The 14,595-nt window shown below is 67.5% G+C and carries 14 protein-coding genes and 1 tRNA gene; 6 read left to right on the forward strand and 9 right to left on the reverse strand.

The features are described 5' to 3' along the window. The first annotated feature begins 131 nt into the window (after positions 1–131). On the forward strand, positions 132–329 hold the full coding sequence (locus tag HALXA_RS00005) for a DUF5800 family protein (RefSeq protein WP_013878228.1): 198 nt from the start codon (positions 132–134) through the stop codon (positions 327–329). Positions 330–371: 42 nt separating this feature from the next. Here the strand turns inward: HALXA_RS00005 and HALXA_RS00010 are convergent, their stop codons facing one another. The 3 genes from HALXA_RS00010 to HALXA_RS00020 form a co-directional block, all read right to left on the reverse strand. Next, positions 372–1,976 (reverse strand): methyl-accepting chemotaxis protein, encoded by a 1,605-nt coding sequence (locus tag HALXA_RS00010; protein ID WP_013878229.1) that lies wholly within the window; start codon positions 1,974–1,976, stop codon positions 372–374. A gap of 3 nt (positions 1,977–1,979) precedes the next feature. Then, positions 1,980–2,342 (reverse strand): hypothetical protein, encoded by a 363-nt coding sequence (locus tag HALXA_RS00015; RefSeq protein ID WP_013878230.1) that lies wholly within the window; start codon positions 2,340–2,342, stop codon positions 1,980–1,982. 128 nt (positions 2,343–2,470) lie between these two features. Then, complete coding sequence (locus HALXA_RS00020) at positions 2,471–2,941, reverse strand: hypothetical protein (RefSeq protein ID WP_013878231.1); 471 nt, start codon at positions 2,939–2,941, stop codon at positions 2,471–2,473. 148 nt (positions 2,942–3,089) lie between these two features. Here HALXA_RS00020 and HALXA_RS00025 point away from each other — a divergent pair, with 148 nt between their 5' ends. Further along, a complete protein-coding gene (locus tag HALXA_RS00025) occupies positions 3,090–3,899 on the forward strand; it encodes an SRPBCC family protein (protein WP_013878232.1) in 810 nt (269 codons plus the stop codon). Between the two features lie 59 nt (positions 3,900–3,958). Here the strand turns inward: HALXA_RS00025 and HALXA_RS00030 are convergent, their stop codons facing one another. Next, entirely contained in the window at positions 3,959–5,119 is a 1,161-nt protein-coding gene (locus tag HALXA_RS00030) for a saccharopine dehydrogenase family protein (protein ID WP_013878233.1), read from the reverse strand. A 76-nt stretch (positions 5,120–5,195) separates the two neighbouring features. Then, positions 5,196–5,723, reverse strand: a complete 528-nt coding sequence (locus tag HALXA_RS00035; RefSeq protein ID WP_013878234.1) for a DUF7097 family protein — start codon at positions 5,721–5,723, stop codon at positions 5,196–5,198. A 148-nt stretch (positions 5,724–5,871) separates the two neighbouring features. On the opposite strand from HALXA_RS00035, the gene HALXA_RS00040 reads away from it, so the two are divergent. From HALXA_RS00040 to HALXA_RS00050, 3 genes are all read left to right on the forward strand, one after another. Beyond that, positions 5,872–8,502, forward strand: a complete 2,631-nt coding sequence (locus tag HALXA_RS00040) for a methyl-accepting chemotaxis protein (RefSeq protein WP_013878235.1) — start codon at positions 5,872–5,874, stop codon at positions 8,500–8,502. Positions 8,503–8,602: 100 nt separating this feature from the next. Continuing rightward, a complete protein-coding gene (locus tag HALXA_RS00045) occupies positions 8,603–8,965 on the forward strand; it encodes a DUF192 domain-containing protein (protein ID WP_013878236.1) in 363 nt (120 codons plus the stop codon). 216 nt (positions 8,966–9,181) lie between these two features. Beyond that, entirely contained in the window at positions 9,182–10,714 is a 1,533-nt protein-coding gene (locus HALXA_RS00050) for a (R)-citramalate synthase (protein WP_049894988.1), read from the forward strand. Between the two features lie 170 nt (positions 10,715–10,884). On the opposite strand, the gene HALXA_RS00055 is transcribed toward HALXA_RS00050, so the two are convergent. The 3 genes from HALXA_RS00055 to HALXA_RS00065 all read right to left on the reverse strand — a co-directional run bounded on the left by HALXA_RS00055 (position 10,885) and on the right by HALXA_RS00065 (position 13,058). Further along, complete coding sequence (locus HALXA_RS00055) at positions 10,885–11,082, reverse strand: hypothetical protein (RefSeq protein WP_013878238.1); 198 nt, start codon at positions 11,080–11,082, stop codon at positions 10,885–10,887. Between the two features lie 87 nt (positions 11,083–11,169). Next, positions 11,170–12,603 (reverse strand): 4Fe-4S ferredoxin N-terminal domain-containing protein, encoded by a 1,434-nt coding sequence (locus HALXA_RS00060; RefSeq protein WP_013878239.1) that lies wholly within the window; start codon positions 12,601–12,603, stop codon positions 11,170–11,172. 370 nt (positions 12,604–12,973) lie between these two features. Then, positions 12,974–13,058: transfer RNA gene (locus HALXA_RS00065), tRNA-Ser, on the reverse strand. Between the two features lie 129 nt (positions 13,059–13,187). Between HALXA_RS00065 and HALXA_RS00070 the strand changes: the two genes are divergently transcribed. After that, on the forward strand, positions 13,188–14,138 hold the full coding sequence (locus HALXA_RS00070; RefSeq protein WP_013878240.1) for an AAA family ATPase: 951 nt from the start codon (positions 13,188–13,190) through the stop codon (positions 14,136–14,138). Between the two features lie 29 nt (positions 14,139–14,167). Here HALXA_RS00070 and HALXA_RS00075 read toward each other — a convergent pair whose 3' ends face one another. Then, positions 14,168–14,479: a hypothetical protein gene (locus tag HALXA_RS00075; RefSeq protein ID WP_013878241.1), complete on the reverse strand. Its 312-nt coding sequence runs from the start codon at positions 14,477–14,479 to the stop codon at positions 14,168–14,170. Positions 14,480–14,595: the final 116 nt, after the last annotated feature.

Consider the following 14,595-nt stretch of genomic DNA (forward strand, 5'->3'; position numbering starts at 1 on the left):
ATTAGTCGATCGACCGTTCAACCGTCGGAGTGAGAACGGTCCGACTGACAAACGGACGGCGACCTATGCCGCGGTTTCGCCCGTCGATCCCAGCCGACCCGTTTTTAGGACCCCATCCCGTACGAGCGGACATGACGACCCTCGCGTTCGACGATGACGGCGTCGACGTCGTGTATGAAGGGACCGAATTCCGCCTCGAGCGGGAGCTGATCGAGGAGGCGACGGAAAAGTCCTACTACGACGTCACCGACCACGAAGTGCTGAAGATCGTCGCAGAGCAGCCGAACCTGCAAGGCGAACCCCGCCGCGTCGGCGACATTCTCGACTGAGGGAATCGGCCGCTTCCACCCTCGAGCAGCGAACTATCCCTATCAGTCGATGCGCCCTCGATTCTCGCCGTCAGTTGCGACGGCGGCCCCGCCGGCCGCATCGGTCATTTCGAAGGCGTCGAGACGGTCCTCGAGTTCGGTCGCCTGCGCGGCGAACGCGTCGGTGCTCTCCGAAACCTGCGCGATCGAGGCGGTCTGCTCCTCGGCCGCGGCGGAGACGCTCTGGGTTTCGTCCTCCGTCCGCTCGCTCGCGCCGACGACGTCCTCGACCATCGAGACCACTTCCTGCGCCGACGCCGCCTGCTGGTCCGTGGCGCGGTTTACCTCCTGAATGCTCATGTGGACCGTTTCGACGTGGTCCGTGATGTCCTCGAGCGCGTCGATGCTTCCCTCGATAGTGGTGACGCCGTCGGTGACCTGATCGCGCATCCCCTGAATCTCGTCGACCGTTTCGGTCGTCGAGGACCGAACGTTTGCGATCTGTGACTCGATGCGCTGCGTCGCCTCGCTGGCCTCGCCGGCGAGCGATTTGATCTCGTCGGCGACGACGGCGAATCCGCTCCCGGCGCTGCCGGCCGTCGCCGCTTCGATGGAGGCGTTCAGCGCGAGCAGGTTCGTCTGGTCGGCGATTCGGTCGATGAGGTCGACAATTTCGATGATCTCCCCGATGTCCTCGTCGAGGGCCTCCACCTTGGCCACAGTCTCTTCACTCGTTTGGCGGATATCCGCCATCGCGTCGGCCGCGTCCCTGGCGTTTGCTCGGCCCGCCTCGCCGCGCTCGGCGGCTTCCGTCGCGGTCGATGCGACGCCGTCGGCCGACGACGCGACCTCCTCGATGGTCGCCGAGAGGTCGCCCATCTCGTCGGCGACCGTCTGCAGGCTCCGCGTCTGCTCGGCGTTCGTCGTCGCGATCGATTGCACCGATTCGCTGACCTGCTGGCTCGCCCGCTCGACGTCGCTCGCGCTCTCGGTGACGGCGGTGCTCTCGGTCGCGACTTCGGTCGAAAACGCGCGCAGTTCCAGCATCGTCCGCTCGAGGTCGGCGAGCATCGCGTTGAACGCCGTCGCGATGGCCGTCATCGCCTCGCTCTCGCTTTCGGGGTCCAGCCGTCGCGTGAGGTCGCCCGCCGCGGCTGCCTCCATGGTCCCTTTGAAGTCCGTCGCCGTCCGCTGGAGCGACTCGGTGAGCGCTTCGGCCTCCCGTTTGGACGATTCCGCGACGCTTCGGGCGTCCTCCGCGTCGCGTCGCGACTCCTCGGCCTCGGCTCGAGACGCCTCGGCTTCTTCTCGGCGCCGATCGGCGGCTTCTTTCGCCGCGACGGCCTCGCGCCGCGATGCCTCGACGGAGCGTCGTTCGCGCTTCAGATCGACGACGGCCGACAGCGAGCCGGTGGACGTGATGGCGAAGACGCCGGTCGTGATCCCGAGCAGGATGAGGCTCAACAGGTCCCAGAATCCGCCGCTGATGCCGAGCCACTCCGCGGCGACGACGCCCGCCCACAGCGCGCCGAGGAAACAGCCGAACGCGACGTTCGACCAGAAGCCGGCCTCGAGTTCGAACTCGAGGTAGTTCCGGATCGCGAGCGCGCCGCCGACGGCGAACGCACCGACGCCGACGACGTCGAACAAAGCGGTGATTGCGACCATCGCTTACGCCTCCGGGGCGTCGATGCCGACGCTCGTGTCGCTCTCGTCGTTCGTTCCGTTTTCGGCCGCCGAGTCGACTGCGTCCGCTGAGGCCGCTAGCAGCGCTTGCCGACGGTGGTAGACGGCGTACGCGAACGCGATTCCGGACCCCATAATGCCGACGCTGTGTTCGATGCCGTTAAACACGCCACCGAGCGCGATTCCCTCGGCGTTCGTCGCGATCAGCCCGGCGACGATACAGCCGTATCCGACGGCGAACCACTTCGCTTCCGACGTGTACCTGAGGAGTATCGGTGCCAGCCCGACGACCGACACGATCAGCAGGATCAGTTCTCCCGGCTCGAGTGCAGACAGTCCACTTGCCATGAGGGTGGCTCGCAAGACCTCGCAAAAAGCCTTCTTGCCGAACTGACGGAGAGAATGGACGTCTCGAGAGATCTTCCGTTCGATTCCGACGGGACCGCCGAACCGGAACCGTCCCCTCGTCTATCGAGCTACCGATCGTCTTCCTCGCCCCGGTCCCGCGTGACCGTTCGATCGCCGTGCGGCGGCGCGTCTTCGTTGTCCTCGTGGCGGTCCGCACCGGCCTCGCCCTCGACCTGTGGCTGTGGTTTCCCGGCTCCGACGCGTTGCTCCGATGCGTCGCCGTCTTCGCCGCCAGATCCGGCGTCGCTTCGCCGGCCGACGCTATGCTCGCCCCGCTCGACCGCCGGGTCGTCAGCATCCCTCTCGCCCTCGAGGCGCACGACCTCGCCGGTGATCACACCGACGGAGTCGGGCTCGATCGGCACCGTCTCGTCGGTGTTCAGGTTCCAGCCGGGCCTTGCCTTGATCGACTCTAGCGCGTCGTGATCCGGCTCGACGAGGGCAGCGTCGTCCTCGACGGACGAGACGACGCCGATCTTCGTCCCGCCGGAGTCCTCGACAGTCTTTCCCACGTCGTCCTCGGTGAAGGTCGCGCACATACTCGAGGGGCGGCGCCCGCGGGGAAAGCCGCTGTTGCCTGCAGCAGCACCCCGCCTGCACAGCTGAAACTGCCACTGACGGCCCGCATTCGCAGCCCCAACGTCCAATGGCGATGATCGCTCGAGTACGTAGCGGAGCGGACAGTCTATGAGTTCGCACTCGCACTCGCACTCGGACGATCGGCGGACGGGCGACGAAGCACCGGACGTAACGACTGCGTCGGATCGGGAGGGAGCGGCGTCGCAGGGGAACGTCGGCCGCGGCGAGCGCGTCGCCTCGGTCGCGCTGGGCGGGCTCCTCGTCGCGCGGGGCCTTCGACGAGGGTCGTTCGGCGGCGCGGCGACCGCGCTCGCCGGCGGTGCGCTCGTCTATCGGGGAATCACGGGCCGAAGTCGGCTCTACCGGCTGCTCGAGTCGAGCCCCGTCGATACGGAACGGTTGGAATCGCAACCGATGGCCGAGACGGAGCGGCCGACGGTCGACCGGTCCATCACCGTCGGCGAGGACGCCGACGAACTCCCGGCGTACTGGCGCGATCCGGACCGGTTGAGCCGGATCGTCGGCGAGTTCGCCGAGATCTCCGACGTACCCGGCGGCGACGGCCACCGGTGGCGGGTGCAGGGCCCCCTCGATCGAACGTTCGAGTGGGAAACCCGACTCGTCGAGGATGACGAGGAGCAACTGCGCTGGGAGGCCCGCGAGGGCGCGTCGGTGCCGCACGAGTACGCGATCTCGTTCGAGCCGGAGCCGGGCGGCCGGGGCACGATCGTCACGCTCGAGGTCGAGTACGAGCCGCCGGGCGGGGCGGTCGGCGACGCGGCGATGGACCGACTCGGGTTCGCCCCCGAGATCGTCGCCGGACGGATTCTGGGGCGGTTCAAGAGCCTCGTCGAGACGGGCGAGATTCCGACGACCGAGGACAGCATCTCCGCCCGCGGCCGCGGAGATACGGTGTGACGTAGCGGAACACCGTTGCTCGTCCGCGTTTTCGTTGACGCCCGAATCAAAATCCCGGGTCAGGGCGCCGACACGTCGACTTCGGGCGGCGCCGATTCGGGTTTCGACTCGTCGAAGAACCCCTCGACGCCCTCGAGGGCGAGGACGAACTCCGGGCCGAACGCGCCGGCCGGCGTCTGGAACCCGTCTTCGGCGTCGCCGGCGAGAACCCGTTCGGTAGCGGCCAGGGCAGCCTCGACGGTCACGACGTAAGCGTCCGGCGTTTGCAGCCGGGAGACGACGCGCTCGGTCGGCTCGCCGCTCTCGTCGCCGCCGAACTCGCCGCCGTCGTCTTCGACGCGCGCTTCGCCCCAGACGTACGTCGAGCCGCGCTTTCGCGACCGCGAGGACGGCCCTTCACGGACCAGTCCCGCGAACCACTTCAGCCCCTCGCGGACTGGCGTCGGCTCGAGCAACGGCGCGAGGTACCGGTGCGATTTCAACGCGAGTCGGGCGGGCTGGGGCATCAGCGCGTAGACGGCGACGTTCGGCACCCCGGTCGTATAGTGGGCCGTCGAGACGTCGCCCGTCGGCATCGTGACCGCGGGGCGCTCGCCGCGGCCGAAGTCGATCCGGCGGGTTCGCCACGCGGTCGGCACGTGCTCGAGGCGGCCGTCGCGGTAGACGGCGCCGCCGTCCTCGAAGCCTTCGATGAGGGTCCTGACGGTGCCGATAGAGGGCGGGCGCAGCGAGTCGACCCCCATGGCGAGGGTGGTAGCCTCGGGGAGCCGGTCGACGAGGTGGGCGGCGAGACAGTCCATCGGCACCGCGGAGAACGCGGCGGCCGGCAACAGCGTGACGCCGGCATCCGCCCCGTCGGCGTCCCGGTCCGCGATCGATTCGATGACCGGAATCTCGCCCGTGATGTCCACGTAGTCGGTACCGGTGCGGACGCAGCCCTCGACGAGCGGCCCGGCCGTGTTCGAGAACGGCCCGGCGCAGTTCAGCACGCAGTCGGCCTCGGCCCGCTCGAGCGCCTCGGCGACGGTGTCGGGGTCCTCGAGCGCGAAGCGGTAGCCGGGGCGCTCGAGGTCGTCGACCTGTTCGCGTAACCGGTCGCCGTTGCGACCCGCCAGGAGCAGGTCGAAGTCGGCGTCGCCGTCCTCGATGCGGTCGATCGCTTCCCGTGCCATGAGGTTGCCGACGAACCCGTACGACCCGTAGAGCAGTACCGATGGCATGGGAACGAGTGCGCCGGGCCGGCGGGTAAGCGGTTGCCCGGCGACTGCCGTCCGGAAAGGGTCACCGCCGTCCCGTTCAGTCGTCCTCGCCGTACCGCTCCGCGGCCGACTCGAACCCCAGTTCGTCCTGCTCGCGGCCGCGGCGCTGCTCGAGGGCGGCGATCGCGTCCGGATCGGGCGCGGCATCGTCGGTAATCCGGGCCCAGGAGTTGTGGACCTTCGCGTGGCACCAGCGACAGAGGTAGATCGTGATCTCGTGGGACAGCGTCTCGCCGTCCCGATCGTAGGAGAGGTGGTGTTCCTCGAGCAGCGGTCGTTCGTCGTCGTGGGCCATCCGCTTCTCCTCGAGGCCGCAGCGGACGCACTCCCGGTCGTGGTTGCGCGACCGAAAATGGGGGCAGTCGGCCCACGACCAGTCGGTTTCGGGGTCGACGACGGGACACTCGTAGTCGTCGCTGGCCCGCTCGCGGGCGAACTCGGGGTCGTGCTCGTAGTGATCGAAGGCGTAGCGACACGTTCCCTCGCCGGTGAGGTAGTCGCAGACGCCGGCGAACTCGTAGGGATCGTCGACGCCGACCGGCGTTCCGCGCGGCGTTTTCTCCATTGCGGTCGCCCGATCTACGGCGCGGACGATGTTGAATCGTTTCGTTTGTTCCGGTCGCTACTCGCCGGCAGCGGCGTCCCGAATATCGATTCTGATAACGAGAGGGGTTACCAACATAACTATTACCAATTGGTTACCTTCCGTGAGTATGCTCGGGCCACTTCGGCGATTAATCCCGTCATTTGTTCGACGGCGGTACGCACTCAAGTTCGGCATTGCACTGCTCGTCCTCGGCCTCTCGGTCGGGGCGATGGGACTCGTTGCGACGGGGGCGCTCACCGATAGCGTCGAGAGCTCCGTCCTCGAGGACCAGGAATCGACCGCGCGTCAGGAGGCGTCGGCGCTCGACGAATGGGTTGCGGAACACGAACGCTTCCTCTCGTCGACATCGAAGGCGCCCGTCGTTCAGAACGGGAACGACGAGGAAATCAACGACTACCTGCTCTCGCTCCGCGGCGAGGTACCCGAAGAAGCGGAGCACGTCCTCTACGTCGATCGGACGACCGGCGAGGTCATCGCCGACACCGGCCAAGACGTCGGCATCGAGAACGTCAACGATGCAAACTTCCCCGACGGGGACCGCCTCGAGGGCGACCTCTTGATGGGCGACGTTCAGCGAACCGAACCCTACAAACTGTTCGGCGACAGCGAGCGCGCCGATCGACCGGCGATCTCCTACTACGTCGCGACCAGCGAGGACCGCGCGCTCGTCTACACGGTCAACCCGTCGGAGCGACTCCTCTACAGTTCCTCGAGTGTTGTGACGGTCGTCGACGGCGAGGGACGGATCGTCGGCGACAGCTCCTTCCTCGGGTACAACACCGGCGAGCCGGTCTTCCTCGAGTCCTACGGCGACGACGCCGTCCTCGAGACCGCGGCGAACGGGGGCACCGGCGCCACCGTGATCGATCGGGCGCCGAGCGAGACGCTCCAGGGTGCGCCCTACCAGTTCACGCCGGACAGCTACGTCGTCGGCTACGCGACGACCGACGCCGGCTGGACCGTCCTCGTCCACACGTCCGAGGCCGACGCCTTCGGCTTCGTCAACGCCGTCAACCAGTACGGGATCGGCGTGACCGCCGTCGTCGTCCTGCTGATCGGATCGGTCGGCGCGGTGCTCGGGCGCAACACTTCGAAGTCGATCGACCGCCTGAAGTCCAAGGCCGCCGCGATGGAGGACGGCGACCTCGACGTCGACCTCGAGACGAAGCGGATCGACAGCATCGGCCGGCTCTACGACGGCTTCGACTCGATGCGCGTCGCGCTTCGCGAACAGATCGAAGACGCCGAAGCGGCCCGCGAGGAAGCCGAGCGCGAACGCGAGCGCGTCGAGCGGATGAACGACCACCTCGAGGCGAAAGCCGACGAGTACAGCGCCGTGATGCAGGACGCCGCGGACGGCGACCTCACCGTCCGGATGGAGCCCGAGAGCGAGAACGAGGCCCTGACCGAGATCGGCGAGGAGTTCAACGCGATGCTCGCCGACCTCGAGGCGACCGTCGCCGGCCTGAACCAGTTCGCGACCGACGTCGCGACGGCCTCCGAGGAAGTGACCGCCTCGAGCGAGGAGGTCCAGCGGGCCAGCCGCGAGGTCAGCGAGTCGGTCCAGGAGATTTCCGACGGCGCCGACCGGCAACACCAGTCGCTGCAGTCGATCGACTCCGAGATGAACACGCTCTCGACGACGACCGAGGAGATCGCCGCCTCCTCGAACGACGTCGCGGACGTCGCGGCGCGGACGGCCGAAACCGGACGCGGCGGCCGCGAGACCGCCGAGGCGGCGATCGACGCCTTCGACGACCTCGAGGCGGAGTACGAGGACGTCGTCGCCGAGTTCGAGCAGCTCCGCAACCAGATCAATCAGATCGAGTCGCTAACCGATACGATCGCCGAGATCGCCGATCAGACGAACATGCTCGCGCTGAACGCCAACATCGAGGCCTCTCGCTCGGCGGACGGCGCCGACGCGGAAGGGTTCACCGCGGTCGCGTCCGAGGTCAAGCAGCTCTCGGCGGACACGAAGGAGGCCGCCGCGGAGATCGACGAGCGCCTCGACGCGCTCCAGAGCCAGACCGAGGAGTCGGCCGACGTCGTCGATCGGACCAGCGAGGAGATCGAACGCGTCAACGACCTCGTGACCGACGTGGTCGCGTCGCTCGACGACATCGCCGAGTACGCGGCCGAGACCAACGACGGCGTGCAGGAGATCTCCTCGGCCACCGAGGAGCAGGCGGCGGCCACCCAGGAAGTCGTCGCGATGGTCGACGAAGTCGCCTCGATCTCCGAGGAGACGACCGCCGAGGCCCAGACCGTCGCCGCGGCCGCCGAGGAACAGACCAGTTCCATGCAGGAGGTTTCGGCCTCCGCGGATCGGCTCAGCCACCAGGCGACGCGCCTCTCCGGCGCGCTCGACCGCTTCGAGACCGACGTCGAGGGCGACGGTCTCGAGTTCGAGCTCGAGGGTGACGCTCCCGAACCGGTCGACGAGGTGACCGAGACGAGCGCGCCAGAAACGACCGACGCAGCGATCGCGGACGCCGAGCCGGGCACCGACGAGGCCGACGACGGTGACGACGCGGATCCGCTCGCGTTCGTCGAGAAAACGGACGAGGCCGACCTCGAGTCCGACGCGGCGGGAACCGACGGTGACGAGCCGAACGACGCCACCGGCGAGACGTTCGAGTTCGAGGGGCCGACCTCGACCTCGAGTTCGGACGCCGACGAAGAACCAGAGCGCCCCGACGAGGACGACGAGACGCGAAACGCCGCGAACGAGTAAGCGGTCGAGCTTTCGATCGGGGACGACGTCGATTCGCGGACCGGTCGACGCCCCGCCGCGGGCGTGACCTTTTTGATGGCACCGCGCCGAGTGGTCGGCAGTGCAGCTCGTTCACAGGCCCGAGAACGGTTCATCGACGGTTCTCGCGACGACGGTCGATTTCGCGGACTCGGTTTTGAGCCAACTGCGCGGACTCATGTTCCGCCGCTCGATTCCCGACGATTACGCGCTCGCGTTTCGGTTCGATTCGGTCGAGACGCAGGACGTCCACATGCTGTTCGTCTTCTTTCCGATCGACGTCGTCTGGCTCGTCGACGACACCGTCCAGCGCGTCGAGCGGTTGCGGCCTTGGCTCGGTTTCAAGCGGGCCGAAGCCGACACCATCGTCGAACTCCCCGCCGGCACCGCCGACGATGTCGAACCCGGCGACAGGCTGCTGCTCGTGGGATCGGACGAGGAGTGACCGTACCGGCCATCGGTCGCTCGGCAGGCCGTACCGCACCGCCACGTACCACGGGACACCACCGCACGGAACCGGCGGCTTTAAGGCGAGGTGTTCCGATAGGACGAGATACAATGGCGCGAGATTCGTTCTCAACGCCGGACGAGGATAGAGGAAGTCGGGGCAACCCGGCTGGGCGTGAAATTCCGCGACGAACGTAGTCGCAGTTCAACACTCTTGCCTGTCAATCACTCCACCGAACAGACGATTCCATCGGATCGTACAGTCCGCCTTCTCGATACGACGCTTCGTGACGGCGAACAAGCGCCGGGCGTCTCGCTGTCGCCCGACGAAAAAGTCGAGATCGCCCGATCGCTCGAGCGCGCGGGCGTCGCCGTCATCGAAGCGGGCAGCGCCTGTACCGGCGCGGGTGAGCGGCAGGCGATCTCGCGGGTCACCGACCTCGACCTCGACGCGCGAGTGACGAGCTTCTGTCGCGGCCTCGAGCACGACATCGACCTCGCGCTCGAGTGCGACGTCGACGGGGTCCACATCGTCGTGCCCGCCAGCGACCGCCACGTCGAGGAGAAAGTCGGCACCTCCCGCGAGGACAACCTCGAGGCGACCGCCGAACTCGTCGAGTACGCGACGGACCACGACCTCTGGGTCGAGGTCATCGGCGAGGACGGCTCCCGGGCCGACCTCGATTACCTCGAGGAACTCATGGAAACCGCCCTCGACGCGGGCGCCGATCGGACCTGCTTCGCCGACACCGTCGGCCACACGGGGCCCGAGCGCACCGCCGAGGCGGTCTCGCGACTCGCCGAACTGGGTCCGGTCAGCGCCCACACCCACGACGATCTGGGACTGGGCGTGACCAACGCCATCGCGGCCGTGGCCTCGGGCGCCGACCTGGTGCACTGCACGGTCAACGGACTCGGTGAGCGCGCCGGGAACGTGGCGCTCGAGGAGGTCGCAATCGCCCTCTCGCACGTCTACGACGTCGAAACGCTCGAACTCGAACAGCTGTACGACCTCGCGCAGGTCGTCTCGCGGGCGACGGGCGTCCAGCTGCCGCCGAATAAGGCCGTCATCGGGGAGAACGCGTTCACCCACGAGAGCGGCATCCACACGGACGGCACGCTGAAGGACGACAAGATGTACGAGCCCTACGCGCCCGAGACGGTCGGCCGCGAGCGCCGCCTCGCGCTCGGCAAACACACCGGCCGCGCGGGCGTCAAGGCCACGCTCGACGAACACGACGTCGAGGCGACGGACAACGAGATCGCCGAGATCGCCACCCGCGTCACGGAACTGGGCGACCGCGGCCGCCGGGTCACCGACGCCGACCTGCTGGCGATCGCCGAGGACGTCACCGGCGACGATCGCGAGCGCGTCGTCGAACTCCTCGACCTCAACGCCACGAGCGGGGGCTCGGTCCCCACCGCGAGCATCCGGCTCGAGGTCGAGGGCGAGGAGCGCGTCGCCAGCGGCACCGGCTCCGGTCCCGTCGACGCGGCCGTCTCCGCGGTTCGGGAGGCGCTCGGGTCGATGGCCGACGCCGAACTCGAGTCCTACCACGTCGACGCCGTCACGGGCGGCACGGACGCCGTCGTGACCGTCGAAGTGACGATGGCGCGGGACGATCGGTCGGTGACCGTCGCCCGCAGCGAGGCCGACATCACGCGCGCGAGCGTCGAAGCGATGGTCGACGCGCTCGATCGGCTGCTCGCGACGGACCGGCAACCGCTCACGCCGGCCGACGACTAAGAGCGGGCGGCGAGAACCGGGACGGAAGAGGGCACGATTCGGATTCGGATTCGGATTCGGATTCGGATTCGGATTCGAATTCGCATTCGTTTTTCCGCGGTTCGAACGCGAGCCCCTGACTCGAGTCAGTCGGCCGCTCTCCGATCGGGTGCGATACTGCGAGCAGTCGTTCAGTGGAACGGCTGCCGACTGAGCAGGCCCCAGGGATCGAACAGGTACACGGCGGCGAGAAACAGCGCGACGAGAATCACGACCAGCCGCGCGATCAGTCCGGCCGACAGGCTGCCGTCCAACTCGAGGGTCGTAGCCATCAGCCCGGCGACGGCGATCCAGATGGTGCCGACGACGATGCGGTCGCGAGCGTTCATACCCGAGTGTTCGACCGGACGGTAATGAAGGCCCCGTCCTGCGGCGGTCCTCGGACCGCGGACCGCTGACCGCGGACCGCGGCGCGGTCAGTACAGGCCGCCGTCGACCGTCTCGTCGTCGAGGACGTTCTTTCGGTTGTCGACCATGCCGACCTCCTCGTAGGAGACCGGACCGGGGACCTGCTCGGCCTCCGACCCCGGCTCGTTCCCGATATAGAGGACGTTCGGATGGGTGTCGTACTCCTCGAGGAGCCGGTACGTCGAGTCGGCATCGCCGAACTCGCCCGCCAGGAGTTGCGACGCTTCCTCCTCGGTCATGCCGTCGCCGCCCTCCTCGTCGGCCGGCTCCTGTTCGCCCTCGAGGATCGCGATCGCTTCCTGTATCTCCTCGTCGTCGTCGGTCGCCTGATTCCGCGCCCGGGCGAGCGGGACGTTCTCGACGTACTGTTGGGGATCGCTCTCGGGGTCGTTCATGTCGCCGAACTGGATCGCGCCGGGCGGGCAGGCCTGCTCGCAGGCGGTCGTCCCGACAAGGTCTTCGCCCATCTGGCCGTCCTGTCGGGCCGGGTCGAAGACGCACTTCTGCATGACCCCGCGGGGACCGCGGCCGCTGACCCAGCGGTCGCGCTGGTCGTACATCATCTCCTCGTCCAACTCCTCCGCGTCGACGTTCGGTTCGTTCCACTGGAAGTAGTTGACGCCGTACGGACAGGCGACCTGGCAGTACCGGCAGCCGATGCAGACGTCGTAGTCGGTCAGGACGAGCCCGCCCTGATCTCGCGTGTGACGGGCCGTCGTCGGACAGACCTTCTCGCAGGGCGCGTCCGTGCAGTGCTGGCACGGCCGGACGATGTAGTTGAAGTCCCGCGTCGACTCGAAGTCGTCCGGCTCCGGGGATTCGACGGTCCCGTCCTCGTAGGCCAGGACGTACATCCAGTTGGCGCCCTCGTCCCAGTTGTGCTCGGCGTTGCACGCGACGACGCAGGAGAGACAGCCGTCGCAGGAGTCGAGGTCGATGGCCATGCCCCACTGGGTTTCGTCGCCGCCGTGGCCCTCCCCCTCGCCGCCGCTTTCGTTTCCGCTCTCGTTCTGGCTCTCGTTTTGAGCGGCCACGTTGGGCTCCGCGTCGGCGCCGTCGCTGGTCGCGCTCCACGCGCCGAAGCCGAAGATGCCGGCGCCAGCACCCATCTTCTTCATCATGTCGCGCCGGGATTCGTCGCCCAGACCGAACCGTGAGAGCGTCCGCTCGAACCGACCCTCCTCCTCGCGCTTCGCTTCGATCTCCTCGGCCATCGGCCGGGAGTCCTCGCCGAACTCCTCCATCACGTCCTCGTGATACCGATCGTAGAAGGCCTCGTCGCTGAGTTCGCCCTTCGTCACCCGCATGGCGTCTCGGGCCATCTCCATCCCGAGCTCGGCGTCGTACTCGGTGTCCTCGAGCATCTTCTCGAACTCTTCTTCGGCCGCTTCGCCGAGGGGGTGGAACCCGTCGTCGCTCGCGTCCTCGTCTCGAGGACTCATTGCCCGCCGTCACCCCGGACTCTGGCCGGTATCATGTCACTCAATCCCATAGTAGTCACGAACGTGTGAGCCGACCACACCGACTTCGATAAAAAACAGGCCTGCGAGTGATGGGCAAACCGCGGTCCCGAGCGGTTACTCGAGGAATTTCAGCGCTCGAGAGATATCGCTGGGGAACGATTCAGTCTGTAACGGGACGCTCGAGACTGCCGTTCGCGGGAAAAGCGCCGAGCGGGAGATTTGAACAACGCCCAGACGTGCTCGCTGCGCTGTGCGCGTCTGGCCTCGTTCAAATCTCCGACGTCGTTTTGCAGCAACGAGAGTTGGTTCGCACCGCTACGCGGTGCTCATCGGTTTGTTGCTGCAAAAGCGCCGAGAGGGAGATTTGAACTCCCGAGTCCGTGAGGACAGCAGATTTCGAATCTGCCGCCTTGGCCGGGCTAGGCTATCTCGGCTCACTCCGATATACCCGGGAGACGTTTTTACCGGTTTCGATTTTTCTCGCCGGCTGCACCGTGATATCGTATCGAGTATCGAGTGCCGGGAGCGAAAACGATTTGACACGAGGCGCCGACGGCGTCCCTATGGACGTCACTCAGGCCAGCGGCGAATGCGAGACCGTCCTCGAGACAGTCGGCGACGCGGTCATCTGCGATCGCTCGTTCCTCGAGGAGGTCCTCGTCGGCGTCGTCGCCCGGGGCCACGTGCTGCTCGAGGACGTGCCCGGGACCGGGAAGACGCTGACCGCTCGCAGCGTCGCGGACGCGCTCGGCCTCTCGTTCTCGCGGATCCAGTTCACGCCCGACCTTCTGCCCGCGGACGTGACCGGCACGCACGTGTTCAACGAGCGCGAGCGCAAGTTCGAGTTCAACGAGGGGCCGATCTTCGCCAACATCGTCCTCGCGGACGAGATCAACCGCGCGCCGCCGAAAACGCAGGCCGCCCTGCTCGAGGCCATGGAGGAGGGCCAGGTCACCGTCGACGGCGAGACGCGCCAGCTGCCGGACCCGTTCTTCGTCATCGCGACGCAGAACCCGGTCGAACAGGAGGGGACCTTCCCGCTGCCGGAGGCGCAGGTGGACCGCTTCCTCGTCAAGACCTCCATGGGCTACCCCGACGAGGAAGGAGAGGTCGAACTCCTCCGCCGGCGTGCGGGCCGCGAGACCGGGAGCCCGTCCGTCGAGCGCGTCCTCGAGTCCGAGCGGGTCGCACAGCTCCGGCAGGTCCCCGAATCGGTGCGGGTCGACGAGGATCTGCTCGAGTACGTCGCGAGCCTCGCCCGCGAAACGCGGACCGACGGCCGAGTCGACGTCGGCGTCTCGCCGCGCGGGACCCAGCGGCTGTTCGAAGCGGCCCGCGCCTACGCGACGATCGTCGGCCGAGAGTACGTCACGCCCGACGACATCAAGCGCGTCGCCGAACCGGTACTAGCCCACCGGCTCGTGCTGACACCCGACGCGACGGTCAACGACGTCCAGAAGTCGCAGGTCGTCGACGCCGTCCTCGAGTCGGTGCCGGTACCGACGCTCGAGTAGGCGAGCGCCGGTGCCGGTTCGAACGGTACTCAGGACGGCGAGTGCCCGCACTCGAGACACGCCGATCCGTCTGCGAGCGTCGGCGCACCGCAGTGCGGGCAGCGGATAACTGACCCGTCACCGAACGCAGACGACTCCGCCTCGCCCGGAAGTACGTCGCTGAACGTCGGCTCGAGCCCGTCCGCGTACTCCTCGCGCTCGGCGACCCGCTCGAGCAGGGCGTCGTCGCGCAGCCACTCGAGGAAGCGACAGAGCCCGAGAAACAGCAGCGTCGGGCCGATCATCACGCCCCCGGCGATGAGGAGTCGATAGGCGAGCGGGATCGACGCGAGGTCGATCATGCGACTACGTAGCGCGACCGATAGATAAGAGTATTTCTCCGGATCGGTTCACCGTCAATTCGCCACCGGTTCAGACCGGTACGCGCTACCGGTTTCGAACCGGGATACCGTCGCCG

It is taken from the genome of Halopiger xanaduensis SH-6 (assembly GCF_000217715.1).
Taxonomy (GTDB): domain Archaea; phylum Halobacteriota; class Halobacteria; order Halobacteriales; family Natrialbaceae; genus Halopiger; species Halopiger xanaduensis.

What these genes read in the sequence shown, in the direction of transcription:
- HALXA_RS00015 (WP_013878230.1), bottom strand. Translation starts at nt 2,342, where the DNA reads ATGGCAAGTGGACTGTCTGCACTCGAGCCGGGAGAACTGATCCTGCTG.
- HALXA_RS00030 (WP_013878233.1), bottom strand. Translation starts at nt 5,119, where the DNA reads ATGCCATCGGTACTGCTCTACGGGTCGTACGGGTTCGTCGGCAACCTC.
- HALXA_RS00010 (WP_013878229.1), bottom strand. Translation starts at nt 1,976, where the DNA reads ATGGTCGCAATCACCGCTTTGTTCGACGTCGTCGGCGTCGGTGCGTTC.
- HALXA_RS00075 (WP_013878241.1), bottom strand. Translation starts at nt 14,479, where the DNA reads ATGATCGACCTCGCGTCGATCCCGCTCGCCTATCGACTCCTCATCGCC.
- HALXA_RS00040 (WP_013878235.1), top strand. Translation starts at nt 5,872, where the DNA reads ATGCTCGGGCCACTTCGGCGATTAATCCCGTCATTTGTTCGACGGCGG.
- HALXA_RS00055 (WP_013878238.1), bottom strand. Translation starts at nt 11,082, where the DNA reads ATGAACGCTCGCGACCGCATCGTCGTCGGCACCATCTGGATCGCCGTC.
- HALXA_RS00035 (WP_013878234.1), bottom strand. Translation starts at nt 5,723, where the DNA reads ATGGAGAAAACGCCGCGCGGAACGCCGGTCGGCGTCGACGATCCCTAC.
- HALXA_RS00005 (WP_013878228.1), top strand. Translation starts at nt 132, where the DNA reads ATGACGACCCTCGCGTTCGACGATGACGGCGTCGACGTCGTGTATGAA.
- HALXA_RS00060 (WP_013878239.1), bottom strand. Translation starts at nt 12,603, where the DNA reads ATGAGTCCTCGAGACGAGGACGCGAGCGACGACGGGTTCCACCCCCTC.
- HALXA_RS00025 (WP_013878232.1), top strand. Translation starts at nt 3,090, where the DNA reads ATGAGTTCGCACTCGCACTCGCACTCGGACGATCGGCGGACGGGCGAC.
- HALXA_RS00020 (WP_013878231.1), bottom strand. Translation starts at nt 2,941, where the DNA reads ATGTGCGCGACCTTCACCGAGGACGACGTGGGAAAGACTGTCGAGGAC.
- HALXA_RS00070 (WP_013878240.1), top strand. Translation starts at nt 13,188, where the DNA reads ATGGACGTCACTCAGGCCAGCGGCGAATGCGAGACCGTCCTCGAGACA.